General features: G+C 65.7%; 21 protein-coding genes. 10 read left to right on the forward strand and 11 right to left on the reverse strand.

Annotated features, from left to right (window positions below; all coding sequences use genetic code 11):
• Positions 1-26: 26 nt before the first annotated feature.
• From ubiG to FEZ61_RS15340, 3 genes are read left to right on the forward strand one after another with little or no spacing between them, the layout of a single operon-like run.
• Complete coding sequence (ubiG, locus tag FEZ61_RS15330) at positions 27-725, forward strand: bifunctional 2-polyprenyl-6-hydroxyphenol methylase/3-demethylubiquinol 3-O-methyltransferase UbiG (RefSeq protein WP_059315629.1); 699 nt, start codon at positions 27-29, stop codon at positions 723-725.
• A gap of 3 nt (positions 726-728) precedes the next feature.
• Positions 729-1400: an N-acetylmuramic acid 6-phosphate phosphatase MupP gene (mupP, locus tag FEZ61_RS15335; RefSeq protein ID WP_173149320.1), complete on the forward strand. Its 672-nt coding sequence runs from the start codon at positions 729-731 to the stop codon at positions 1398-1400.
• 8 nt (positions 1401-1408) lie between these two features.
• A complete protein-coding gene (locus FEZ61_RS15340; RefSeq protein ID WP_173149322.1) occupies positions 1409-2143 on the forward strand; it encodes a YciK family oxidoreductase in 735 nt (244 codons plus the stop codon).
• Between the two features lie 9 nt (positions 2144-2152).
• Here the strand turns inward: FEZ61_RS15340 and FEZ61_RS15345 are convergent, their stop codons facing one another.
• The 4 genes from FEZ61_RS15345 to selD all read right to left on the reverse strand — a co-directional run bounded on the left by FEZ61_RS15345 (position 2153) and on the right by selD (position 6758).
• Positions 2153-4105, reverse strand: coding sequence for a methyl-accepting chemotaxis protein (locus FEZ61_RS15345; RefSeq protein ID WP_173149324.1), 1953 nt, complete (start codon positions 4103-4105; stop codon positions 2153-2155).
• Between the two features lie 149 nt (positions 4106-4254).
• A complete protein-coding gene (locus FEZ61_RS15350; RefSeq protein WP_017641983.1) occupies positions 4255-4545 on the reverse strand; it encodes a hypothetical protein in 291 nt (96 codons plus the stop codon).
• A gap of 78 nt (positions 4546-4623) precedes the next feature.
• On the reverse strand, positions 4624-5724 hold the full coding sequence (gene mnmH / locus FEZ61_RS15355; protein ID WP_173149326.1) for a tRNA 2-selenouridine(34) synthase MnmH: 1101 nt from the start codon (positions 5722-5724) through the stop codon (positions 4624-4626).
• Positions 5724-6758 (reverse strand): selenide, water dikinase SelD, encoded by a 1035-nt coding sequence (gene selD / locus FEZ61_RS15360; RefSeq protein WP_017641981.1) that lies wholly within the window; start codon positions 6756-6758, stop codon positions 5724-5726. The genes mnmH and selD overlap by 1 nt, the downstream gene beginning before the upstream one ends.
• Before the next feature lie 343 nt (positions 6759-7101).
• On the opposite strand from selD, the gene FEZ61_RS15365 reads away from it, so the two are divergent.
• Complete coding sequence (locus FEZ61_RS15365) at positions 7102-8292, forward strand: CynX/NimT family MFS transporter (protein ID WP_237509603.1); 1191 nt, start codon at positions 7102-7104, stop codon at positions 8290-8292.
• On the opposite strand, the gene FEZ61_RS15370 is transcribed toward FEZ61_RS15365, so the two are convergent.
• From FEZ61_RS15370 to FEZ61_RS15395, 6 genes are read right to left on the reverse strand one after another with little or no spacing between them, the layout of a single operon-like run.
• A complete protein-coding gene (locus tag FEZ61_RS15370; protein ID WP_173149328.1) occupies positions 8289-9098 on the reverse strand; it encodes a DUF4892 domain-containing protein in 810 nt (269 codons plus the stop codon). The two genes, FEZ61_RS15365 and FEZ61_RS15370, sit on opposite strands and share 4 nt — an antisense overlap.
• Before the next feature lie 6 nt (positions 9099-9104).
• Positions 9105-9986: an alpha/beta hydrolase gene (locus tag FEZ61_RS15375; protein ID WP_173149330.1), complete on the reverse strand. Its 882-nt coding sequence runs from the start codon at positions 9984-9986 to the stop codon at positions 9105-9107.
• 37 nt (positions 9987-10023) lie between these two features.
• Positions 10024-10461 (reverse strand): hotdog fold thioesterase, encoded by a 438-nt coding sequence (locus FEZ61_RS15380; protein ID WP_064308386.1) that lies wholly within the window; start codon positions 10459-10461, stop codon positions 10024-10026.
• A gap of 20 nt (positions 10462-10481) precedes the next feature.
• Entirely contained in the window at positions 10482-10937 is a 456-nt protein-coding gene (gene sixA / locus FEZ61_RS15385; protein WP_173149332.1) for a phosphohistidine phosphatase SixA, read from the reverse strand.
• Positions 10934-11233 (reverse strand): DUF4389 domain-containing protein, encoded by a 300-nt coding sequence (locus FEZ61_RS15390; RefSeq protein ID WP_093254715.1) that lies wholly within the window; start codon positions 11231-11233, stop codon positions 10934-10936. Before FEZ61_RS15390 ends, sixA begins: the two co-directional genes overlap by 4 nt.
• Positions 11234-11264: 31 nt before the next feature.
• Positions 11265-12287 carry an NAD(P)H-dependent glycerol-3-phosphate dehydrogenase gene (locus tag FEZ61_RS15395; protein ID WP_173149334.1) on the reverse strand — a complete coding sequence of 341 codons (1023 nt, stop codon included), beginning with the start codon at positions 12285-12287 and terminating at the stop codon, positions 11265-11267.
• A 377-nt stretch (positions 12288-12664) separates the two neighbouring features.
• Between FEZ61_RS15395 and fabA the strand changes: the two genes are divergently transcribed.
• The 3 genes from fabA to FEZ61_RS15410 all read left to right on the forward strand — a co-directional run bounded on the left by fabA (position 12665) and on the right by FEZ61_RS15410 (position 15878).
• A complete protein-coding gene (fabA, locus tag FEZ61_RS15400) occupies positions 12665-13180 on the forward strand; it encodes a 3-hydroxyacyl-[acyl-carrier-protein] dehydratase FabA (protein WP_007160484.1) in 516 nt (171 codons plus the stop codon).
• Positions 13181-13191: 11 nt separating this feature from the next.
• Complete coding sequence (fabB, locus tag FEZ61_RS15405; RefSeq protein ID WP_017641974.1) at positions 13192-14409, forward strand: beta-ketoacyl-ACP synthase I; 1218 nt, start codon at positions 13192-13194, stop codon at positions 14407-14409.
• 254 nt (positions 14410-14663) lie between these two features.
• Entirely contained in the window at positions 14664-15878 is a 1215-nt protein-coding gene (locus FEZ61_RS15410) for a sugar MFS transporter (RefSeq protein ID WP_093254711.1), read from the forward strand.
• Positions 15879-16288: 410 nt separating this feature from the next.
• Here the strand turns inward: FEZ61_RS15410 and FEZ61_RS15415 are convergent, their stop codons facing one another.
• Entirely contained in the window at positions 16289-17635 is a 1347-nt protein-coding gene (locus tag FEZ61_RS15415; RefSeq protein ID WP_051226179.1) for a dicarboxylate/amino acid:cation symporter, read from the reverse strand.
• A gap of 377 nt (positions 17636-18012) precedes the next feature.
• On the opposite strand from FEZ61_RS15415, the gene FEZ61_RS15420 reads away from it, so the two are divergent.
• The 3 genes from FEZ61_RS15420 (at position 18013) to FEZ61_RS15430 (ending at position 23644) form a co-directional block, all read left to right on the forward strand.
• The gene (locus FEZ61_RS15420; protein ID WP_173149336.1) at positions 18013-18753 is read left to right on the forward strand and encodes a 4'-phosphopantetheinyl transferase superfamily protein; all 741 of its coding nucleotides are present in this window, start codon (positions 18013-18015) and stop codon (positions 18751-18753) included.
• Between the two features lie 607 nt (positions 18754-19360).
• Positions 19361-22276 (forward strand): ribonucleoside-diphosphate reductase subunit alpha, encoded by a 2916-nt coding sequence (locus FEZ61_RS15425; protein ID WP_173149338.1) that lies wholly within the window; start codon positions 19361-19363, stop codon positions 22274-22276.
• 117 nt (positions 22277-22393) lie between these two features.
• Entirely contained in the window at positions 22394-23644 is a 1251-nt protein-coding gene (locus FEZ61_RS15430; RefSeq protein ID WP_173149340.1) for a ribonucleotide-diphosphate reductase subunit beta, read from the forward strand.
• Positions 23645-23693: the final 49 nt, after the last annotated feature.

A 23693-nucleotide genomic window follows, 5' to 3' on the forward strand; every position in this document is an offset into this window, starting at 1 on the left:
CCGCTCCCTTGCCTCTGGAGAACCCCATGTCCAACGTCGATAACGCCGAGATCGCCAAGTTCGAGGCCCTCGCCTACCGCTGGTGGGATCGCGAGAGCGAATTCAAGCCGCTGCACGACATCAATCCGCTGCGCGTCAACTGGATCGATCAGCACGCCGGCCTGGCCGGCAAGAAGGTGCTGGACGTCGGCTGCGGTGGCGGCATCCTCAGTGAGGCCATGGCCCAACGTGGTGCCCAGGTGACCGGCATCGACATGGCCGAGGCGCCCCTGGCCGTCGCCCGCCTGCACCAGCTGGAGTCCGGCGTGCCGGTGGAATACATCCAGGAGACCACCGAGGACCACGCGCGCAAGCACGCCGGCACCTATGACATCGTGACCTGCCTGGAAATGCTCGAACACGTGCCGGATCCCTCCTCGGTGATCAAGGCCTGCCACGACCTGGTCAAGCCGGGCGGCCAGGTGTTCTTCTCCACCATCAACCGCAATCCCAAGGCCTATCTGTTCGCCATCGTCGGCGCGGAATACGTGCTGCGCCTGCTGCCACGCGGCACCCACGATTTCCGCAAGTTCATCCGCCCCTCGGAACTGGGCGCCTGGGCCCGTGCCGCCGGCCTCAACCTGCGCGACGTCATCGGCCTCACCTACAACCCGCTGACCAAGAGATACAAGCTGGAAGGCGACGTGACGGTGAACTACATGGTGCGCACCCAGCGCGAGGACTAGGCCATGCGTCTGCAAGCGGTCCTCTTCGACATGGATGGCACCCTGCTGGACACGGCGCCGGACTTCATCGCCATTATCCAGGGCATGCGCCAGGACAGGGGCCTCGCGCTCGCCGATGAAGCCCGCCTGCGCGGCGTCATCTCCGGTGGCGCCAAGGCCATGATCCTGGCCGGCTTCGAGGTCGACCCGCTGGGCACCGAACTCGAGCCCCTGCGCCTGGAGTTTCTCGAACGCTACCAGACGCACTGCGCGGTCCATACCCGGCTGTTCGAGGGCATGGACGAGATCCTGCGCGATCTCGACGCCGCCCGGCTGCGCTGGGGCGTGGTGACCAACAAGCCGGTGCGCTTCGCCGAGCCGATCATGCAGCGCCTGGGCCTGGCCGAACGCTCGGCCTGCCTGGTCTGCCCGGATCACGTCACGCACAGCAAGCCGGACCCGGAGATGGTGGTGCTGGCCTGTCGGCAACTGGCTGTCGATCCCCAGACCGCCCTGTTCATCGGCGATGACCTGCGCGACATCGAGTCGGGCCGCGCCGCCGGCAGCAAGACGGTGGCGGCACGCTACGGCTACATCCATCCGGACGACCACCCCGAGCACTGGGGTGCCGACGCCATCATCGACCACCCGCTGGAATTGCGCGCCCTGCTCGATCGCGCGCTGTGCGGCTGCTAGAGGTTCAGATGTTCGACTACCAGGCTCCCGCCGAGCTATTGAAAGACCGCGTCATCCTCGTCACCGGCGCCAACCGTGGCATCGGCGCCGCCCTGGCCAAGGGCTGTGCCGCCCTGGGTGCCAAGGTCATCCTCCAGGGTCGCGATGCCGCGGCGCTGGATGCGGTGTGCCAGGAGATCCAGGCCGGTGGTGGCCAGACCGAGGCCTTGGTACTGGATCTAGAACAGGCTGACGCGGCGGCCTATGCCGCCGTGGCGGAGCGCCTGCAGCGAAGTCATGGCCGCCTGGACGGCCTGGTGCACAACGCCGGCCTGCTGGGACCACGGGTGCCGTTGGAAGAAACCTCCGCCGCGGCCCTGGCGCGGGTGCTGCAGGTGAACGTCCAGGCAGGCTTCGCCCTGACCCAGGCGTTGTTGCCGCTGCTCAGGGCCGCCGATGCGGCCTCGGTGATCTTCACCTCCAGCAGCGTCGGTCGCAAGGGACGGGCGAGCTGGGGCGCCTATTCGGTGTCCAAGTTCGCCACCGAAGGCTTGATGCAGGTGTGGGCCGAGGAGCTTGGAGAAGCCGGCATCCGGGTCAACAGCGTCAACCCGGGCGGCACCCGCACCGCCATGCGGGCGGCGGCCTATCCCGAAGAGGACCCGGCCCGGGTGCCCGCGGCGGAGGCCATCCTGCCGGTCTATCTCTATCTGCTCGGTCCGGCCAGCCGGGGCACCACTGGCCAGGCGCTCAACGCCCAGTAGCGGAGTCGATCAGACGTGGAAGCGCTGCACCAGTCGCGAGAGCTCGTCGCCCAGCTCGGCCAGCTCCCGACTGGCTGACGCCGTCGCCGCCATCGCCTGGCTGGACTGATCGGCGCCGTCGCGAATCCGGGTGACATTGACCGCCACCTCTTCGGCCACGCCCCGCTGCTGCACGGCCGCCGCGGCGATCTGCTGATTCTTCTGCTGGATGCTGGCCACCGCCGTGGCGATACCGGCGAAGGCCCGCCGGGTATCGCCGGCACTGCCCAGGGTCCCGGCCAGCAGGGTCTCGCTCTGCTGCATTCGCGCGACCGCTTCGCCACTGCCCTTCTGCAACACCACGATGAGCTGCTCGATCTCGACACTCGACTGCTGGGTACGGCGCGCCAGGGCGCGGACTTCGTCGGCGACCACAGCAAACCCTCGCCCCTGCTCACCGGCGCGGGCCGCTTCGATGGCCGCGTTGAGCGCCAGCAGGTTGGTCTGCTCGGCCACTGCCTTGATCACGTCCAGCACACTGCTGATCGCCTGGCTGTCGTGGGACACGCCTTCGAGGCGCTCGGCAGCTGCCCGGACGTCCACCCCCAGGGTCTCGATACCGGCCAGACTGCGGCCGATCACCGCCTGGCCGTCGCTGACCTGGCGCTCGGCTTGGTCGCCGGCACCGGCGGCGGCCTCGGCGTCCGCGGCGACGCCCTGGGCGGTGGCGGCCAATTCAGCCATGGCCGCCGCCACCTGATCGGTTTCCTCGCGCTGGCGGGTCACGCCCAGTTGCGCCTCCCGGGCCTGCTCGGCCAGGGCCGCGGCAGACTGGCCGAGCCGGCCGATGCCATTCTGCAGTTGCAGAACCATGCCGCGCAGCGCCGCCACCATGCTGGCGCTGGAACGTTGCAGCTGGCCGATCTCGTCACCGCGATCCACGGTCAACTCGACATCCAGCTGGCCCTGGGCGATGCGTTCGGCGGCAGCGATCACCTTGCGCAGCGGGCGGACAATGGCCAGGGTGATGATCAGCGCGGCCAGGGCACCGACGATCAGCGCCAGCAGCGCGACGCCGCCGATGGTCAGCAGGCGCTTGGTCATCATCGCCTGCAACTCGGCTTCCTGTTGCCCATACAGGGCATCGACCCGCTCCACGGCGGCCTCGGCCAGGCTGGTCATCCGCGCACCGGCGGTCTGCTCCTGGGCCAGGGCGGCGGCATAGTCGCCCAGGCGGCGGATGAATTCCTTGATATTGGTGGAGACGTCCTGGATGACCGAGGAATAGGCCGGATCGCTCAGCTGCGGCTCCACCTTGGCCAGCAGCTCGAGGGCGGCACTGGCCGAGGTCAAGGGCTGGTCGTCCACCTTGTTCTTGCCTGCCCGTGCCTGAGCTTCGTCGAGGCTCTTGAGCATCAGGCGATAGAGTTCGCCGACCTGCTGCGACAGGGTCAGGAGTTCGGCGCCCTGCTTGCCAGCGGAATCCTTGAGCGCATAGGCGCCGTCATCCAGCAGACCGGACTGGAGGATATCCAGGCTGTTGGCCGCGCCTTCCACCAGGAAGACCGCCCCTTCCATGGCCAGACGGCGCGAGGTATTGAGGCGCTCGAAGTCGGCGAAGGCGGCACCATAGGCCTTGGTGGCCTCGCGGGCGGCATCGATATCGGCAGCGTTGGCAGTGCCCACCTCCGCCTGCAACTGCCCCAAACGCTCGAGTACCACCGGCAGGGCCTGCCGCAGGTGCTCGGCCTGGGCGGCCTCGCCACTCAGGCGAAAGCCCTGCTCCAGGGCGCGCACCTGCATCACCTGCCGGTTGATCGCCGCCATGTCGCGCAGGGAACCGAAGCGATGCTCGACATCCTTGAGCGCAAGGCCGCCCTGGAGGGCCACCACCAGTGTCAGCAGCAGCACCAGAGCAAAGCCCACCGCCAGCTTGGTCGCGGTTCGCCAATTGGCCAGGCGATAGCGGGCAATCCCTTTCATACGGCACCCCAACGGAATGAGTTCTACCGACGCTGTCGTCCGCAGAAGCCGATTCTTGAGGGGCTGGGGGGCTAACGAGCCGCTATCCGTCGCACTCGGTTATGCCGACGTCGCTTTGGATGGCGGCCGTTTGCCAGTCGCACGAACGATCAACGACCGGCGCGAGACTCGCGAATATAGAAGCGCGCCTTTTCCGCATTCTTCACGCAACCGGTGTAGGCCTCGACCTGCTGCTGGGTCTTGGCGGTGGACAGCAGCGCCAGCGCCTTGGAATAGCTCACGGTGCCGGAAAAGCCTTCGGCCTTGGCCAGGTCGAGTTCCTGCCAGGCGGAGCGGGTCTGGCTGGCGCAGCTGTCGCGATTGACCACCTTGCCCGAGCATCCCGCGAGCACCACGGTAGCCAACGTAGCGACCAGGACGGGAACCAGTTTCGCTTTCATCTCTTTTTCTCCTTGCGACCTGCGACCGGCCGGAACGGCCGGATAACCGCAGCGTAGACCGCTAACCGTGGCCGCTGTTCAGCCCCGATTGCGCAGAAACTCGACCACCGCGGCCTGGTCGCCGCTGAAGATCACCCGCGACGCCTTGCTCTCGCGCTGATAGGCGTACATGGGATCGTAGTATTCGGCTAGCAGGCCCTTGATCCAGCCACGATGCGCGGCAACGTCGCCTGAGCGCTCCTGCTCGGCCAGGGCGTCTTCGAGAATGGTCGATAGGCGCTGGAAGCGTTCGCCACCCAGGCGCTTGGCGATGCCGGAGAGACTTTTGCGCAGCTGCTCGGCGAACAGCGCGAAGCCCTGCTCCGGCCCGTGCAGGGCAAGGAATTCCGCCGCCAGGTCGATGACGTAGTCGCGCAGGATGCGCTCAATGCGATTTTCCCGGCTGTCTTCCAGCCAGACCAGCGGGTACTGCTGCATGCCCTGGTGCAATTCCAACGGCAAGGAGCAGCGACCGACCAGCCGTGACTCGTCTTCCAGCACGAACTGCCCCTGCCCCGCCTGGCGGCGGCGCAACAGATCGACGGCCAGGCGATTCTCGAAATCGATCTGGCCCGGCTGCGGCGTGGCGCGCTTACCGAAACTGGAACCGCGGTGGTTGGCATGCCCTTCGAGGTCGACGGCGTTGTCGAGTTGGGCCACCACCTCGGTCTTGCCGGTACCGGTCATGCCGCCCACCACCACGAAGCGGCACTCGGCCAGGGCCTGCTGCAGCGTGTCGATAAGGAAGGTGCGCATGGCCTTGTAGCCACCCACCACCCGCGGATAGGCGATGCCGGCCTCGCTGCGCAGCCATTCCTGGCTGATCTGCGAGCGCAAGCCGCCGCGGAAGCAATAGAGATAGCCCTCCGGATGGGCCCGGGCAAAATCGGCCCAGGCCTGGATGCGCGCCTCCTTGACCGCACCGGACACCAGTTGATGACCCAGTTGCAACGCCGCCTGCTGGCCCTGCTGCTTATAGCGGGTGCCCACGCGCTGGCGCTCCAGGTCGTTCATCAATGGCAGGTTGGTCGCCTGGGGAAAGGCACCCTTGCCGAACTCCACCGGGGCACGGACATCGATCAGGGGTACATCGCTCAGGAACAGCGCTCGCAGGTCGCGGGCATCCTCACGCTGGTTCATCAAGCCACCTCGACCGCATGGGCGCGCCGAGCCACCAGTTGCCCTATGGGTTGCAGGGCCAGACCCAGCTCCGCGGCCACGCCAAGGAATTCCGCCTCGCCCTCGGGGGCCACGGCCACCAACAGGCCGCCACTGGTCTGGGGATCGCACAGCAGCTGGCGGCGGGCCTCGTCCAGCGGGGCGATGCGGCTGCCGTAGCTGTCGAAGTTGCGCTCGGTGCCGCCGGGCACGCAGCCCTGTTGCAGATAGAAATCCACCCCGTCGAGACGGGGAATGGCGGCGAAGTCGAGTTCGGCGGTCAGGCCACTGCCGTCGGCCATCTCCACCAGGTGGCCGAGCAGCCCGAAGCCAGTGACGTCGGTCATCGCCGTCACCCCGGCCAGGCGGCCGAAACGGCTGCCGGGACGATTGAGCTGGCACATGGTGTCACGCGCGAGATGGCGATCCTCCGGCCGCAACAGGGCGCGCTTCTCGGCGGTGGTGAGGATGCCGATGCCCAGCGGCTTGGTCAGATAGAGACGACTGCCCAAGGTCGCGGTGTCGTTACGCTTGAGGTGGCGCTTCTCCACGATCCCGGTCACGGCCAGGCCGAAGATCGGCTCGGGCGCGTCGATGGAATGGCCGCCGGCCAGGGGAATGCCGGCCTCGTCGCAGACCCGCCGACCGCCGGCGATGACCTCGCGCGCCACTTCCGGCGGCAGCACATTGACCGGCCAACCGAGGATGGCGATGGCCAGCAAGGGGTCACCACCCATGGCATAGATGTCGCTGATGGCATTGGTGGCGGCGATGCGACCGAAATCGAAGGGGTCATCGACGATGGGCATGAAGAAGTCGGTGGTGGAGACCACCCCACGCTCGTCATCCAGACCATAGACCGCCGCATCGTCGCGCGACGCATTGCCCACCCACAGCCGCGGATCCAGATGCTGGGCGCCGCTGCCGGCCAGGATGGTCTCCAGGGTCTTGGGGGCGATCTTGCAACCACAACCGGCACCGTGGCTGTATTGGGTGAGGCGAATGGGATCGGTCATCGTTACTCCGGTTCAGCGGTGGCGCTGGTTCGACAGCCAGCGCGAAGGGGCGTAATAGTAGCAAATGCCTGTCAGCCGGCGGGGAACGACCGCGCCTAACAGATCGCCAGCCAAAGCAAAAGGACTGTTTTCTGGCGGTAATCCACAGTTGCTGTGGATAACCTCGTGGAAAACCTCCGGCCGACCCCGGACAAGCGAGCGGCGGTGCGGCGATGGACGAACTGGCGATTTTTTAGCCGGTCCGCCAACTATTTTTTCCCGCTGAAGGGTAGCGAACGGAAGCGCCGTGCGTTATGGCCAGGGTGCGCTAGCATTGCCGGTTTCCCCGGTCATAGCAGTGCTCATGTCTTCTTCAGCGACGTCCCACCTCACGCCCTGGCAACGCGGTCTGCTGCTCGCCAGCCTCATGCTCATCGCCCTCAACCTGCGCCCGGCCCTCTCCAGCCTGGCGCCCCTGCTGCGGCAGATCGAAGCCAGCACGGGCCTTTCCAGCAGCGCCATCGGCCTGCTCACCACCCTGCCGGTACTCTGCCTGGGGCTATTTGCGCCCTTGGCCCCGCGCCTGGCGCGCCGCTGGGGCAGCGAACGTACCCTGGGCGCCATCCTGGCGCTGCTCGCCGGCGGCATCGTCCTGCGCAGTCTGCTGCCACCCCTGGGGCTGTTTCTTGGCAGCCTGATCGCCGGCGCCTGCATCGGCATCCTCGGCGTGCTGCTGCCAGCCCTGGTCAAGCGCGACTTTCCGGCCCAGGCCGGCCAACTGATGGGGCTCTACACCATGATGCTGTGCATTGGCGCCGCCGTGGCCGCTGGCGCCACCGCGCCCCTCGCCGCAGCCTTCGACGGCCGCTGGCAACCTGCTCTCGCCACCTGGGCCCTGGTCGCCGTGGTGGCCCTGCTGGTCTGGCTGCCGCAATTGCGCCAGCCGCCCACCATCGCACCGCGCCGGGGTGCCGGCGGTTCGCTGTGGCGCAACCGACTGGCCTGGCAGATCACCCTGTACATGGGCTTGCAGTCGTCGCTGGCCTATATCGTCTTTGGCTGGCTGCCGACCCTGCTGATGGATCGCGGCCTGGGCATGGTGCAGGCGGGTCTGATGCTGTCGGGTTCGGTGATGACCCAGCTGGTCAGCGCCCTCACCGCCCCCTGGCTGGCGACCCGCGGCCGAGACCAGCGCCTGGCCATCGTGGTGGCCATGAGCCTCACCCTCGCCGGCTTGCTGGGCTGTCTCTATGCGCCGCTGGGTAGTCTCTGGCTGTGGGCCGTCGTGCTCGGCCTGGGCCAGGGCGGCACCTTCAGCCTGGCGCTCGCCCTGCTGGTGCTGCGCTCGCGGGATGCGGAAACCGCCGGGCGGCTGTCGGGCATGGCCCAGGGCGCGGGCTACAGCCTGGCTTCGCTCGGCCCGCTGCTGGTGGGCATCCTCCATGACGCCACCCACGACTGGGCACCCATGGGCGTGCTCTTCACCCTGATCGCCGTGCTGGCCACGCTCTTTGGTCTGGGCGCGGGGCGGACCCGCTACGTCAACGACGTCTAGCGGCGATAGAGCCCGGCGGCTCGACCGGCTTCGGTCTGCAGTCGCGGCGCGCGGATTCCCGCCTCGCGCAGGACGCTCTGCCAGGCCATGGCCTGGTCGCCGCCGAGGGTCACCGCCACATCGCCATTGAGCGCCAGGGCCGCCGCCAGGCGGGCGATCCAGGGTTGCTCTGGCGTCCGCTCCAGGACGGGCAGCAGCAGCTGACCGTCGCGTTGCAATTCCTTGAGCAGGGTGGCGGCGCTCGGCAACAACTCGGGCAGGGGCTGGCCGGCCTGCAGCCGCTCGGCATGCAGGTAGCCGCGGCGGTTGCCCCGGGTGATGCCATAGAGCGTCAGCACCGTCTGTGGCTCCGCCAGCTGCAATACCAGCAGACCCTGCTGGTCGTCGGGCCCGAACAGCATGGCCTCGCCCAGCAGGCTGTTGGCGATGACGCTGCTGGCGCCGCAGTCACGCCCCTCGCACCAGTAGAGCAGCGTCGCACCCTGCTGCTGCAGGCGCTGGCGTTCGCTGTCGAGGCGCGCCAGCGGCGGATGTCCAGGGGCCAGCTCGAAGGTCTGGGTCTGGAGTTCGCCCTCCACCTGCAAGGAATCCTCCAGGCGCAGGCGACCGCCGATGCGACTGGCCGGCCCCAGCGGATAGAGGCGTTCGGCAGTTGCCGGTCCGGTTTCGCGAACGAGCTGGGCATGATCCATGGGCGCGATTTCGGGCAGTACGGCGGCCTGCACACCACAGGTGGAAAACAGCAGGCCGATCAGCAGGGATCGGCGGACGAGAGTGGTGCAGAGGCAGAACGGTCGGCTAGGCATGCCGCATTATTCGTCGCGCCCGGTGCTGGCGGCAAAGAAGGCATTGAAACAATCTGCGACGGCCTGGGCGCCCGCGGCATCGTCCAGGTGCAGATGGTGCCCGCCCGGCAGCTCATGGAGGCTGAAGTGTGGCTGCTGCCGTGCCAGGCGCATGGCCTCGGCATGGGGCGCCACGAGGCCGCCCGCGGCCACCACCAGCGCCGTCGGGCAGCGCACGGCGTCCAGGCAGGCAGCCGCCTGCTCCGGCGTGAAACGCATCCGACTGGGCAGCCGCAGGCGCGGATCGGAGCGCCAGGTATAGCCACCCGGCACCGCCATCAAGCCGCGCTCGGCGAGCAACTCGGCGGCTTCGCGACTGACCGTCAGCGCCCCCTTCAGCCGCGCCGCCACGGCGTCTTCCACCGTGGTATAGACCGGCTTGCGTCGATTGGGCAGTTCCAGCTCGGCGAGCAGCGCCTTGCCGAGTTTCTCAGGCACCTCCGCCGCCGGCGTGGTGTAGGGCAGCAGGCCATCGATCAGCGCCAGGCGCTCGATCTGCTCCGGCAGGGCCGCGGCGGCGATGACGCCGACGATGGCGCCCATGGAGTGCCCGAGCAGGCCGAAGCGGTCCCAGCCCAGTTGCCGCGCGGCAGCGAGCACATCCAGTCCATAGTCCTGGATGGCATATCCGACGCCAGCGGGACGATGTGCCGACAGCCCGTGCCCGGGCAGGTCCAGCGCGACGATGCGCAGACCCTGCAGGCGGGGGGCGAGCTGGGCGAAAGTCATGGCATTGTCCAGCCAGCCATGCAGCGCCAGCACCGGATAGCCGTCTTCCGGGCCGAACACCCGGGCGCTCAGCTCGATATGAGGCAGCTCCAGGCGCAGCTCCTGCACCTGGGCCGTCATGTGCTTGCCTCCCCTGCCAGCCAGACGCTGGCCATGTCTAGGAGGCGTCCCGTTGCAGCGGGACCACCGCCACGGTCAGCCGCGATACGCAGGTCAGCCGTCCTTCCTCATCGCTCAGGCGGATGTCCCAGACATGGCTGCTGCGCCCCAGGTGCAGGGGCCGCGCGACCGCCGTTACCCGCCCGGAACGCACGCCGCGCACGTGGTTGGCGTTGATTTCCTGACCCACGCAATAGAAGCGCGAACGATCCACGCAGAGCATGCTGGCGATCGAGCCCACGGTTTCCGCCAGGGCCACCGAGGCGCCGCCATGCAGCAACCCCATGGGCTGGTGAGTACGCCGGTCGACCACCATGCTGGCGGTCAGGCTGCTGTCGTCCCAGGCTTCGATGCGCATGTCCAGGTGTTCTGCGAGGGTATTTTCGAGCGCACGCCCGAGGTCCTCAGGATCCGGAAGGGTCTGCCAGATGCTCATGTACTTTCCTTGCAAGGGCGTCAGCCATGGAAGTGACTGACCAGCTCGAAACCGCCGGCCAGGGACAGCGGCGCCTCCAGGCACAGCAGGGACGCGGTGCCCATGGCTACCGGTGCCTGCCGATGCCCGTGCAGCAACCAGCCGGCCAGTTCAGCGACGAAGGGATTGTGGGTCACCAGCAGCAGCTCCTCCACGCCCAGGCGCTCCAGCTCGTCCAGGGCGCGTTCCGGCTCGCCGTTGGGCGTGGCCCAGGAGGCACTGCGCACCTTGCCTGGCCAGCCCAGTTGCTGCTGAACCAGAGCCGCCGTCTGCTGCGCCCGTACGTAGGGACTGGCGAGGATGAGCTGCAGTTGGGCACCCTGCAGTTGCAGGGCGCTGCGCAACACCTCGGCGCGCCCGGCCATGGTCAGCTCGCGCAGCTCGTCGCTGGACGCCCGCGCCTCGGCTTCGCCATGCCGCAGCAGCCAGAGCTTCATGGCGCGGTGGCGGAGCGATCGTCGGCGGGCTCGGTGGCCGGCCAGTCGGCGAAGGGCCAGGGCTTCACTTCGCTGGCGAAGGTGCCGAAGCGGACGATCTGCGCCAGATAGGCACCCAGGGCCGCGCCAAAGGCGATCAGCCCGGGGTTGGCCTCGCCCTTGATCAGGCGCACCACCAGTTGAACCAGCACCACCACCGCCAGCACGTACTGCGCACCCAGCCAGACGAACAGGAACAGCAGCATCCAGATCAGGCGCAGGCCTAGCAGCTCGCGGGAATGTTCGGGTTGGGACATGGAAATTCCTCTTTTCAGACAGTGTAGCGGCTCAATTGAAGGGGGCATCCGCCACATCGACATCGGTCTTGGGCTCGCCGCCCATCAGGGCCTCGATCACCTGCCCCAGGCTGCGGCCCTCGAACAGGATCGCATAGAGGCCGTTGACCAGGGGCATGTAGACGCCCAGCTCATCCGCTTTTTCCTTGAGCACGCGCAGGGTATTGACGCCTTCCGCGGTCTCGCCGATCTGGGCCACCGCCTCGTCCAGGGTCAATCCTCGCCCCAGGGCATGGCCGACTCGGTAGTTGCGGCTCTTCTCCGACGAGCAGGTCACGATCAGGTCCCCTACCCCGGCCAGGCCCAGGTAGGTGATGGGATTGGCGCCGCGCTGCACGGCGAAGCGGGTCATCTCGGCCAGGGCCCGGGTGATCAGCATGCTGCGGGTGTTCTCGCCCATCGCCAGGGCCGCGGCCATGCCGGCGATGATGGCGTAGACGTTCTTCAGGGCGCCGGCCAGTTCGACGCCGAGGCGATCGGCGCTGGCATAGACGCGGAAGGTACGGCCGTGCAGTGCCGCCTGGACCTGCCGGCACACGGCTTCGTCCTCGCTGGCCACCACGGTGGCGGTGAGCTGATGCTCGGCGATCTCGCGGGCCAGATTGGGGCCGGAGATGATGCCGATGCGCGCGCGCGGCACGATTTCCGCGAGGATCTCGCTCATCAGCATGAAGGAATGCGCCTCGATGCCCTTGGTGGTGCTGACGAGGAAACGCCCCTCCAGTTGCTGGGCGATGGGCGCCAGCGCCTGGCGCAGCGCGCTCGACGGCAACGCTACCAGGATCAGCTCGCAGCCCTGGATGGCGCCCGGCAGATCACTGGTGGCCTCGACCGCGGCGTGCACCTTGATACCCTTCAGGTAGCGGGGGTTCTCGCGCTCCCGGCGGATGGTCTCGGCCTGTTGCGGATCGCGCATCCACAGGCGCACCGGCAGCCCGTTCTCGGCGACCAGATTGGCCAGGGCGGTACCGAAACTGCCGCCACCCAGGACGGCGATGGGGGATTGGACTGTCATCGAAACTCTCGTCATCACCGCGATCGCGCGGCCTCGCCGCCCAGTATACGGTAGCCGCACGAACGCCTCAGGGCCTGTTCACGATCTGCCTCGTTTCGGCCGAACGGTGTTGAAAACGGCTGCGCGATGCACATTTAGCACCGGTAAACAGCTCTTTCTCGGCCCTGCCCGCTTCGCTGACCCAAGGACCGCAAGATCCTGAACGGCCTCCCAGGATGGAGAATTGACTGCGGAAAGTGCACAATGGTCCGTTAACGAGCGGGGCGCTGGCCTGTGACTTTCCCGATGCCCCGGCAGTCTACTGCTACACGAAGCCATACCCAGAGCGACCTTCGGAGTCGCCAGAGCCTGGACCTAGGCCAGCTACAGGAGCTTGCATGACCAAACAACACGCCTTTACCTACGAAGACTTGCTGCGCTGCAGCCGTGGCGAGCTCTTCGGTCCGGGCAATGCCCAATTGCCCGCACCGAACATGCTGATGATCGATCGGATCACGCATATCAGTGAGGTAGGCGGGAAATACGGCAAGGGCGAACTGGTGGCGGAACTCGATATCCGTCCCGACCTCTGGTTCTTCGGTTGCCATTTCGAAGGTGATCCGGTGATGCCGGGCTGCCTGGGCCTGGATGCCATGTGGCAGCTGGTCGGTTTTTACCTTGGCTGGCAGGGCAATCCGGGTCGCGGTCGCGCCCTGGGCTCTGGCGAAGTGAAGTTCTTCGGTCAGGTACTGCCGACCGCCAAGAAGGTCACCTACAATATCCATATCAAACGCACCATCAACAGGTCGCTGATTCTGGCCATCGCCGATGGCACCGTTAGCGTGGACGGCCGCGAGATCTACTCCGCCGAAGGTCTGCGCGTCGGCCTGTTCACTTCCACCGATAGCTTCTAAGGGCTTTTCGCATGCGTCGCGTCGTCATTACCGGTCTGGGTATCGTTTCGTGCCTGGGCAATGATAAAGACACCGTTTCCGCCAACCTGCGCGCAGGCCGTGCCGGCATCCGTCACAATCCGGAATATGCCGAAATGGGTCTGCGCAGCCAGGTTTCCGGTTCCATCGACCTGAACCTCGAAGAACTGATCGACCGCAAGGTCAAGCGCTTCGTCGGCGATGCCGCCGCCTACGCCTATCTGGCGATGGAGCAGGCGATCAAGGACTCCGGTCTGGCCGAAGACCAGGTCTCCAACCCTCGCACCGGCCTGATCGCCGGCTCGGGTGGCGCTTCCACCTTCAACCAGATGGAAGCCCTGGACATCCTGCGCGAGAAGGGCGTCAAGCGCGTCGGTCCCTACCGCGTGACCCGGACCATGAGCAGCACGGTCTCCGCCTGCCTGGCCACCCCCTTCAAGATCAAGGGCCTGAACTACTCCGTAGCCTCGGCCTGCGCCACCAGCGCTCACTGCATCGGCCTGGCCATGGAGCAGATCCAGCTCGGCAAGCAGGACGTGGTCTTCGCCGGCGGCGGCGAGGAAGAGCACTGGACCCAGAGCATGCTGTTCGATGCCATGGGCGCGCTCTCCAGCGACTACAACGAGACGCCGGAAAAGGCTTCCCGTGCCTACGACAGCAAGCGTGACGGTTTCGTCATCGCTGGCGGCGGCGGCATGGTGGTGGTCGAAGAACTCGAACACGCCCTGGCCCGTGGCGCCAAGATCTATGCCGAGATCGTCGGCTACGGCGCGACCTCCGACGGCTACGACATGGTCGCCCCGAGCGGCGAAGGCGCCATCCGCTGCATGCAGCAGGCGCTGTCCACCGTCGACGGCGAGATCGACTACCTGAACACCCACGGCACCTCCACCCCGGTGGGCGACGTGGCCGAGATCAAGGGCGTACGCGCCGTGTTCGGTGACAAGGCGCCGGCCATCAGCTCCACCAAGAGCCTGTCCGGCCACTCCCTGGGCGCCGCCGGTGTCCATGAGGCCATCTACTGCATGCTGATGATGGAAGGCAACTTCATCGCCGGCTCGGCCAACATCGACGAACTGGATCCGGAAGTCGCTGACCTGCCGATCCTGCGCGAGACCAAGGAAGACGCTAAGCTGGACCTCGTCATGAGCAACAGCTTCGGCTTCGGCGGCACCAACGCCACCCTGGTACTCAAGCGCTGGCAGGGCTGATAGCCCTCACTTGTGTGACCCAAACGGCGCCTCTGGCGCCGTTTTTCATTTCTGCGCCGTGCCCCGCTGAACCGGTCACTGGCCCCGCGGTCGAAGGCGCCGGCACTTCGCCTGCGAACCTCCAGGAAGAATGGATTCAGCAGCGCGAATAGCTTAATCTCGCGCCGCTTCGCTGTGTCTGCGCAGCCGCCCTAGACAGCGCTGTCCGAGAATCGCGGGCAGAAACAAGAAACTGTTGTACCCATGGAGCCCCAATGCACAATCAAAACCAGAGCTACCGCGGACCCTTGATCGTCCTCACCATGCTGTTCTTCATGTGGGGCCTGATCACCTCGCTGAACGACATCCTCATCCCCCACCTCAAGGCGGTCTTCACCCTCAGCTACCTGCAGGCCTCGCTGATCCAGTTCTGCTTCTTCACCGCCTACTTCATCGTCTCCTTCCCGGCGGGTCGCCTGGTGGAAAGCCTGGGCTACAAGAAGGGCATCATCGTCGGCCTGCTCACTGCCGGCGTTGGTTGCGTGCTCTTCTACCCGGCGGCCGGAGCCCACTCCTACGGCTTCTTCCTGACCGCCCTGTTCGTACTGGCGGCCGGCATCACCGTGTTGCAGGTAGCGGCGAATCCCTATGTCACCATCCTCGGCAAGCCGGAAACCGCGGCCTCGCGCCTCAACCTGACCCAGGCCTTCAACTCCCTGGGCACCACCGTCGGCCCACTGGTGGGCGCGGTGACCATCCTGGCGCTGGTCGGTGAAGACTCCGCCGCCCATTCGGTGCAGCTGCCCTACCTGATCCTGGCCGGCATGCTGGTCGCCCTGGCGGTGATCATCGGCCTCTTCCGCCTGCCGCAGATCAAGGACACCGAACAGGACAACACCACCGACGAGAACGCCCTGGCCGCCAACAGCGTCTGGGCCTATCGTCACCTGCTGCTCGGCGTGGTCGGCATCTTCATGTACGTGGGCGCCGAAGTGTCCATCGGCAGCTACCTGGTGAGTCTGATGGAAAGCCCGGACGTGGCCGGCCTGAACGCCGCTACCGCCGCCAAGTACCTGTCGCTGTACTGGGGTGGCGCCATGGTCGGTCGCTTCATCGGCGGCGTGATCATGACCAAGGTGCGGCCGAACCTGGTGCTGAGCTTCAACGCCATCGCCATCGGCGTGCTGCTGGCCGTGGCCGTGCTGCAAGGCGGCAAGGTCGCCATGTGGGCCCTCCTGGCCATCGGCTTCTTCAACTCCATCATGTTCCCGACCATCTTCTCCCTGGCGCTCAAGGGCCTGGGCAAGTTCACCTCCAAGGGTTCGGGTCTGCTGTGCATGGGTATCGTCGGCGGCGCCTTGGTGCCGGCCATCCAGGGCTACTTCGCTGATACCATCGGCCTGCTGCCCTCCTTCCTTATCCCCCTGGTCTGCTACCTCTACATCCTGTTCTACGGCGTGATGGGCTACCGTCCCAGCCTGCGTCGCTGATCCACCCCGAAGCGCTGGCGGTCTGCCAGCGCTTCACCCCTCCTCCTGCTATTACCCGGCCCCTTCCCCCTCTGCTTCGGCAACCTGCCTGCGACCACGCAGCCTGGTCACCTTCCCTGCGCCTGCTCGTCCTCCGGCAAGACGACGCTCGCAAGGCCCGCATACAGCGCCCCCCTGCTTTCCACTGCATCCTGGCTGCCACCCAAGAGCGTGATGGAGCCGCAGCTCAGGCACCCTGGCCGGCGGTTGAGGCAACCCCAGCCAATTGATCGCTCGGCGTTTCCGCCAGGGCACAGTGTCTGCGTCCCTCCCTCAGCAAATCCAGCGCAAAAGAAAACGCCCGCATCTTTCGATACGGGCGTTTCGCGAGTGCCGGCGGGACCGCTCCAGGAGCGGTCCTCGCGCTAGGCTCAAGCAGTCTGGCGAGCTTCCTCGACTTCGACGGCGTTCGGGCCGCGAGCGAGTTCGGTCTTCAGGGTCTGCTCGTCCAGCTGGCCACACCACTTGGCGACCACGATGGAGGCCACGCCGTTGCCGACCAGGTTGGTCAGGGCGCGGGCTTCGGACATGAAGCGGTCGATACCCAGAATCAGCGCCAGGCCAGCGACCGGTACGTGACCGACAGCGGACAGGGTGGCGGCCAGCACGATGAAGCCGCTACCGGTGACGCCTGCGGCGCCCTTGGAGGAGATCAGCAGCACCAGCAGCAGGGTGATCTGGTGGGTGATGTCCATCTGGGTGTTGGTGGCCTGGGCGATGAACACCGCGGCCATGGTCAGGTAGATGGAGGTACCGTCGAGGTTGAAGGAGTAGCCGGTGGGGATCACCAGGCCTACCACCGACTTCTCGGCGCCCAGCTTCTGCATCTTGGTCAGCATGCGCGGCAGGGCGGACTCGGAGGACGAGGTACCCAGCACGATCAGCAGTTCTTCACGGATGTACTTGATGAACTTGAGGATGCTGAAGCCGTGCATGCGTGCGACGGCGCCCAGTACCACCAGTACGAACAGCAGGCAGGTGATATAGAAGCAGGCCATCAGGTAGCCCAGCTGCACCAGGGTGCCGACGCCGTATTTGCCGATGGTGAACGCCATGGCACCGAAGGCGCCGATGGGGGCGAGCTTCATGATGACGTTGATGATGTTGAAGAAGACGTGGGAGATGCGGTCGATGAAGTTGAACACCAGTTGACCGGTCTCGCCCAGGCGATGCAGGGCGTAGCCGAACAGCACGGCGAAGAACAGGACCTGCAGGATCTCACCGGTGGCGAAGGCGTTGACGACCGTCGACGGGATGATGTTCATCAGGAAGTCGATGGTGCTCTGCTTCTCGCCAGCTGCCGCGTAGGCCGCGATGCCCTTGGTGTCCAGGGTGCTGACGTCGACGTTCATGCCGGCGCCCGGCTGGACGACGTTGACCACGATCAGGCCGATCAGCAGTGCGATGGTGGAGAAGATCTCGAAGTACAGCAGCGCCATGCCGCCGGTCTTGCCCACGGCCTTCATGTTCTGCATGCCGGCGATGCCGGTCACCACGGTGCAGAAGATGATGGGCGCGATGACCATCTTGATCAGCTTGATGAAACCGTCGCCCAGCGGCTTCATGGCAGCGCCGGTCTGTGGATAGAAGTGGCCGAGCAGGATACCCAGGACGATCGCCACGATTACCTGGAAGTACAGGCTCTTGTAGATCGGCTGCTTGACGGGTCGCTTGGGCGCGGGAGCTGTAGTAGTTGTTGTGTCGACGGTTGCTGTCATGGCTCTTTCCCTTGTGGCCACTGCCTGACGTCCTGTCTGAGTGGGCACCTGACTGATGTTGGCTCTCTCATCCTGAGAGCTTTTTGTTGTGGATCTGGCGGCCGCGCGACGGTGACGCCAGTATCTGGCTAAACCTAAGCAATCGTCGTTCCACTTTTGGCTGCGCAATCAAAAGGCCAGCTTTCATGCACCTTTCAGCCAAAAGTCTAGTAGCCCGCGGCGGGCGGAACCTCGCCACCCGACGAAAAGGGGCGGAAATCCCCCACCGTCCGAGGCGGTTTTCCGCCAGCCAGAGCCGGTAGTCGGCTATCCTTTGCGCGCCCTTCCCTCGGAGCCTGCCGTGATCCGTAGCTACCCTCCACGAGTAGTCGGCTGAGATGCCTGCCTTGCCCCCCGCCGACCTGCCCGGCTGCTGCACAGCGCCCGAGCCGCTACCGCCCCTGGCGGCGGAACTCGCCTCCCTGAGCCTCCTGCACTGCCGCTTCGATCCAACCCAGCTGAGCTTCGAGCGTGACGCCCTGCGCCTGGGCGCCCTACCCCCGGACAACATCCGCCGCGCCGTGGCCAAGCGCCAGGCCGAGTACCTGGCCGGTCGTCTCTGCGCTCGCGAGGCGCTGCGCCAGCTGAGCGGTACTGCTGCGGTGCCCGGTCATCGCACCACGGACCGCGGACCCGCCTGGCCGAGCGGCTGGGTCGGCGCCATCACCCATAGCCACGGCTGGGCCGCGGCAGTGGTGGGCAGCGCCGGGGATTACCTGGGTCTGGGTCTGGACGTGGAAACCCTGCTCGAACCGGCCAAGGCCCTACGTCTGGCCGACCAGATCCTCACTCCGGCCGAACGGGAAAGCGTGCAGGCGTTGGACGAAGATCGGCAGGCCTTTGCCATCACCCTGGCGTTTTCCGCCAAGGAGAGTCTGTTCAAGGCGCTGCACCCCCAGGTCGGGCAGATGTTCTTCTTCCAGGATGCCGAGATCCTTGGCACCGATCCCGGCGGTGCCTTCGACATCCGCCTGCTGATCGATCTCTCGCCGCGCTGGTCCGCCGGGACATCCCTGCGCGGTCACTTCCGCCTGGACGAGCAACAGCGGTTGCTGACGCTGGTCGCGCCTCGGCGCTGAGGGAAGCCTATATAGAGGAAGGGTTCTCTGGTCGATGAGAGCCGCGGAGGTTGGCAGGGGCAGAACGTCGCAGCGGCCATCGAACGTTTTCTTATGGTGGAGAAAGTGCTCATAGCGAACCGGTATATCCCTCGACGCTTTTGTCATGCCGGTTCCGCCACGTTGTACGTTATTTGACCACCTCGCTCTGATCCCAGCCTTCACGCGCACTGACCGGGTACCACCCCCAGGATACCCCCCAGTCCCGAACAGCTTATCCACGTCTTATCCACAGCTGAAAACGTGACAAACGCGACATCTAGTGGCCTTTGCACCCCCGCACCACCATATATAGCAGTTCGTCGGTATAGCCTGGGACGGCGAAACACCCCTCTGTCAAGACTGTCTTCCCTAGCGAGGAGGGCTTATCCTGTCGCCCGAATCATGAATTTCCAGGGTCCCTGACCCCGAACGCCGGCTCCCTCGGGAATCGGTGCCGATACGGCTTTTCGTTGGAATCTTCATTGCTAATGGCGCGACAGGCAGTCGTCGCGCAGGCCCAGGGCCAACACTCTTCCGGATCGCCGGCTCGCCGACGATCCCCTCTTTCCGATCAAGGGAGTTCCGCATGCACACCGACCTGACCCGCGAGCAAGCCCAGCAGGGCCGCCCGGCGCAAGATGACAGCCAGGACCTGGGCGCCACCGCCCCCGGTCAACTGCGCGTCATCAAGCGCAACGGTACCGTCGTCCCCTATACCGACGACAAGATCACCGTGGCCATCAGCAAGGCTTTCCTCGCCGTGGAAGGCGGTACCGCCGCGGCCTCCTCGCGCATCCACACCACCGTCAAGCAGCTCACCGACCAGGTCAGCAGCACCTTCAAGCGCCGTATGCCCTCCGGTGGCACCATCCACATCGAAGAGATCCAGGACCAGGTCGAACTGGCTCTGATGCGCGCCGGCGAGCAGAAGGTCGCCCGCAGCTACGTGATCTACCGTGAGGCCCGCAGCCAGGAGCGCAAGCAGGGCGCCGCCAGCGACATCGCCGAGCCGCACCCGAGCATCCGCGTGACCAAGGCCGACGGCACCACCCAGCCGCTGGACATGGGTCGCCTGAACACCATCATCAGCGAAGCCTGCGAAGGCCTCGAAGAGGTGAACGGCGAGCTGATCCAGAAGGAAACCCTGAAGAACCTGTACGACGGCGTGGCCGAGAAGGACGTCAACACCGCCCTGGTGATGACCTCCCGTACCCTGGTCGAGCGTGAGCCCAACTACTCCTACGTCACCGCTCGCCTGCTGCTGGACAGCCTGCGCGCCGAAGGCCTGAGCTTCCTCGGCGTCGCCGAGTCCGCCACCCACCACGAGATGGCCGACCTCTACGCCAAGGCCCTGCCCGCCTACGTCGCCAAGGGCGTGGAGCTGGAGCTGCTGGACCCGAAACTGGCCAGCTTCGATCTCGAACGCCTGGGCGCCGCCATCGATCACGAGCGCGACCAGCAGTTCACCTACCTGGGTCTGCAGACCCTGTACGACCGCTACTTCCTGCACAGCCACGGCACCCGCTTCGAGCTGCCGCAGCTGTTCTTCATGCGCGTGGCCATGGGCCTGGCGCACATGGAGAAGGACAAGGAAGCCCGCGCCATCGAGTTCTACAACCTGCTGGCCAGCTTCGACTACATGGCGTCCACCCCGACCCTGTTCAACGCCGGCACCCTGCGTCCGCAGCTGTCCAGCTGCTACCTGACCACCGTACCCGACGACCTGTCCGGCATCTATGGCGCCATCCACGATAACGCCATGCTGTCGAAGTTCGCCGGTGGCCTGGGCAACGACTGGACCCCAGTGCGTGCCCTGGGCTCCTACATCAAGGGCACCAACGGCAAGAGCCAGGGCGTCGTGCCCTTCCTCAAGGTGGTCAACGACACCGCCGTGGCGGTCAACCAGGGGGGCAAGCGCAAGGGCGCGGTCTGCGCCTACCTGGAAACCTGGCACCTGGACATCGAGGAATTCCTCGAACTGCGCAAGAACACCGGTGACGACCGTCGTCGTACCCACGACATGAACACCGCCAACTGGATCCCCGACCTGTTCATGAAGCGCGTCTTCGAGGACGGCAACTGGACCCTGTTCTCCCCCGCCGACGTGCCTGATCTGCACGACCTCTACGGCAAGGCCTTCGAAGAGCGCTACGAGTACTACGAAGCCCTGACCGAGTACGGCAAGCTCAAGCTGCACAAGACCATCAAGGCCAAGGACCTCTGGCGCAAGATGCTGTCCATGCTGTTCGAGACCGGCCACCCGTGGCTGACCTTCAAGGACCCGTGCAACCTGCGCAGCCCGCAGCAGCACGTGGGCGTGGTGCACAGCTCCAACCTCTGCACCGAGATCACCCTGAACACCAACAAGGACGAGATCGCCGTGTGCAACCTGGGTTCGGTGAACCTGGTGAACCACATCGTCGACGGCAAGCTGGATACCGCCAAGGTCGCCCGTACCGTCAAGACCGCCGTGCGCATGCTCGACAACGTCATCGACATCAACTACTACTCGGTGCCCCAGGCGGAGAACTCCAACCTCAAGCACCGTCCGGTCGGCATGGGCATCATGGGCTTCCAGGATGCGCTGTACCTGCAGCACATCGCCTACGGCTCGGATGCCGCCGTGCAGTTCGCCGACACCTCCATGGAAGTGATCAGCTACTACGCCATCCAGGCCTCCTGTGACCTGGCCGAAGAGCGTGGCAGCTACTCCAGCTTCCAGGGTTCGCTGTGGTCCCAGGGCATCCTGCCGATCGATTCCGAGAAGCGCCTGATCGAAGAGCGCGGCGCCAAGTACATCGAGGTCGACCTGTCCGAGACCCTGGACTGGGCCCCGCTGCGCGAGCGTGCCAAGAAAGGCATCCGCAACTCCAACATCATGGCCATCGCCCCGACCGCGACCATCGCCAACATCACCGGCGTGTCCCAGTCGATCGAGCCGACCTACCAGAACCTCTATGTGAAGTCGAACCTCTCCGGCGAATTCACCGTCATCAACCCCTACCTGGTACGCGACCTCAAGGCCCGCGGCCTGTGGGACTCGGTGATGGTCAATGACCTCAAGTACTACGACGGCTCCGTGCAGCAGATCGAGCGCATTCCGCAGGATCTGAAGGACCTGTACGCCACCGCCTTCGAAGTGGAGACCAAGTGGATCGTCGAGGCCGCCAGCCGTCGCCAGAAGTGGATCGACCAGGCGCAGTCGCTGAACCTGTACATCGCCGGCGCCTCGGGCAAGAAGCTCGACGTGACCTACCGCATGGCCTGGTTCCGCGGTCTGAAGACCACCTACTACCTCCGTGCCCTGGCTGCCACCAGCACCGAGAAGTCCACCATCAACACCGGCAAGCTGAACGCCGTGAGCGCCGATCCCATCACCGGCGTCCAGGCCAGTGCAGCGCCCGCCCCGGCCCAGAAAGCCGAAGCTGCTCCCGCCCCCGCACCGGCTCCGGTGCCAAAGGCCTGCAGCCTCGACGATCCCGAGTGCGAAGCCTGCCAGTAACACCCCAAGCCCTCTCCCAGTAGAGGGCTGCTCTTTATCCCCTCTCCCCCTGGGAGAGGGTTAGGGTGAGGGCCACGCCGCCCCGCCCCCACCGCACAGCCACCCAGGAGACACCCCATGCTGAACTGGGAAGAATTCGACCAAGACGACGACGCCACCCCCGCCAAGTCCGCGCAGGCCGCTGGCCAGCAGGCGCCCGCTCAGACCGAGCGCCTGGATTCCGAGGGCGACGCCCTGGTCCATGACGCCCGCGCCCTGTCCGCTGACGATTCCGACGCCGTGGCCCGCGCCAAGGCCGCGCTGAACGAGCTGGACATCCAAGAAGGCCTGGACGACCTGGAAGGTTCCTCCGCGCGCGTACACGTCGGCGACAAGCAGATGATCAACGCCCGCGCCGACCTCAACCAGCTCGTACCCTTCAAGTACGACTGGGCCTGGCAGAAGTATCTGGATGGTTGCGCCAACCACTGGATGCCTCAGGAAGTGAACATGAACGCCGACATCGCGACCTGGAAGAGCGCGGACGGCCTCACCGAGGACGAGCGTCGCATCGTCAAGCGCAACCTCGGCTTCTTCTCCACCGCCGACTCGCTGGTCGCCAACAACCTGGTACTGGCCGTCTACCGCCTGATCACCAACCCCGAATGCCGTCAGTACATCCTGCGCCAGGCCTTCGAAGAGGCGATCCACACCCACGCCTACCAGTACTGCATCGAGTCGCTGGGCATGGATGAAGGCGAGATCTTCAACATGTACCACGAGATCCCGAGCGTCGCGAAAAAGGCGAGCTGGGGCCTGAAGTACACCCGCTCCATCTCCGACCCCGAGTTCAAGACCGGCACCCCGGAGACCGATCGCCAGTTCCTCAAGAACCTGATCGCCTACTACTGCGTACTGGAAGGCATCTTCTTCTATTGCGGCTTCACCCAGATCCTCTCCATGGGCCGCCGCAACAAGATGACCGGCACCGCCGAGCAGTTCCAGTACATCCTGCGTGACGAGTCCATGCACCTGAACTTCGGCATCGACATGATCAATCAGATCAAGATCGAGAACCCGAGCCTCTGGGATGCCCAGATGAAGGACGAAGCCACCCAGATGATCCTCCAGGGCACCCAACTGGAGATCGAATACGCCCGTGACACCATGCCCCGCGGCGTACTGGGCATGAACGCGGCGATGATGGAGGACTACCTCAAGTTCATCGCCAACCGCCGCCTGACCCAGATCGGCCTCAAGGAAGAATACCCGGGCGCTACCAACCCCTTCCCCTGGATGAGCGAGATCATGGACCTCAAGAAGGAGAAGAACTTCTTCGAGACCCGCGTGATCGAGTATCAGACTGGCGGGGCGTTGAGCTGGGATTGATGTGACGCTCGTCACAGAGTAGATTAACCTGACGCCTGCCATGGATGTT

It is taken from the genome of Pseudomonas sp. MS15a(2019) (assembly GCF_013277805.1).
GTDB lineage: Bacteria > Pseudomonadota > Gammaproteobacteria > Pseudomonadales > Pseudomonadaceae > Chryseomonas > Chryseomonas benzopyrenica.

What these genes read in the sequence shown, in the direction of transcription:
- ubiG (WP_059315629.1), top strand. Translation starts at nt 27, where the DNA reads ATGTCCAACGTCGATAACGCCGAGATCGCCAAGTTCGAGGCCCTCGCC.
- mupP (WP_173149320.1), top strand. Translation starts at nt 729, where the DNA reads ATGCGTCTGCAAGCGGTCCTCTTCGACATGGATGGCACCCTGCTGGAC.
- FEZ61_RS15340 (WP_173149322.1), top strand. Translation starts at nt 1,409, where the DNA reads ATGTTCGACTACCAGGCTCCCGCCGAGCTATTGAAAGACCGCGTCATC.
- FEZ61_RS15345 (WP_173149324.1), bottom strand. Translation starts at nt 4,105, where the DNA reads ATGAAAGGGATTGCCCGCTATCGCCTGGCCAATTGGCGAACCGCGACC.
- FEZ61_RS15350 (WP_017641983.1), bottom strand. Translation starts at nt 4,545, where the DNA reads ATGAAAGCGAAACTGGTTCCCGTCCTGGTCGCTACGTTGGCTACCGTG.
- mnmH (WP_173149326.1), bottom strand. Translation starts at nt 5,724, where the DNA reads ATGAACCAGCGTGAGGATGCCCGCGACCTGCGAGCGCTGTTCCTGAGC.
- selD (WP_017641981.1), bottom strand. Translation starts at nt 6,758, where the DNA reads ATGACCGATCCCATTCGCCTCACCCAATACAGCCACGGTGCCGGTTGT.
- FEZ61_RS15365 (WP_237509603.1), top strand. Translation starts at nt 7,102, where the DNA reads ATGTCTTCTTCAGCGACGTCCCACCTCACGCCCTGGCAACGCGGTCTG.
- FEZ61_RS15370 (WP_173149328.1), bottom strand. Translation starts at nt 9,098, where the DNA reads ATGCCTAGCCGACCGTTCTGCCTCTGCACCACTCTCGTCCGCCGATCC.
- FEZ61_RS15375 (WP_173149330.1), bottom strand. Translation starts at nt 9,986, where the DNA reads ATGACGGCCCAGGTGCAGGAGCTGCGCCTGGAGCTGCCTCATATCGAG.
- FEZ61_RS15380 (WP_064308386.1), bottom strand. Translation starts at nt 10,461, where the DNA reads ATGAGCATCTGGCAGACCCTTCCGGATCCTGAGGACCTCGGGCGTGCG.
- sixA (WP_173149332.1), bottom strand. Translation starts at nt 10,937, where the DNA reads ATGAAGCTCTGGCTGCTGCGGCATGGCGAAGCCGAGGCGCGGGCGTCC.
- FEZ61_RS15390 (WP_093254715.1), bottom strand. Translation starts at nt 11,233, where the DNA reads ATGTCCCAACCCGAACATTCCCGCGAGCTGCTAGGCCTGCGCCTGATC.
- FEZ61_RS15395 (WP_173149334.1), bottom strand. Translation starts at nt 12,287, where the DNA reads ATGACAGTCCAATCCCCCATCGCCGTCCTGGGTGGCGGCAGTTTCGGT.
- fabA (WP_007160484.1), top strand. Translation starts at nt 12,665, where the DNA reads ATGACCAAACAACACGCCTTTACCTACGAAGACTTGCTGCGCTGCAGC.
- fabB (WP_017641974.1), top strand. Translation starts at nt 13,192, where the DNA reads ATGCGTCGCGTCGTCATTACCGGTCTGGGTATCGTTTCGTGCCTGGGC.
- FEZ61_RS15410 (WP_093254711.1), top strand. Translation starts at nt 14,664, where the DNA reads ATGCACAATCAAAACCAGAGCTACCGCGGACCCTTGATCGTCCTCACC.
- FEZ61_RS15415 (WP_051226179.1), bottom strand. Translation starts at nt 17,635, where the DNA reads ATGACAGCAACCGTCGACACAACAACTACTACAGCTCCCGCGCCCAAG.
- FEZ61_RS15420 (WP_173149336.1), top strand. Translation starts at nt 18,013, where the DNA reads ATGCCTGCCTTGCCCCCCGCCGACCTGCCCGGCTGCTGCACAGCGCCC.
- FEZ61_RS15425 (WP_173149338.1), top strand. Translation starts at nt 19,361, where the DNA reads ATGCACACCGACCTGACCCGCGAGCAAGCCCAGCAGGGCCGCCCGGCG.
- FEZ61_RS15430 (WP_173149340.1), top strand. Translation starts at nt 22,394, where the DNA reads ATGCTGAACTGGGAAGAATTCGACCAAGACGACGACGCCACCCCCGCC.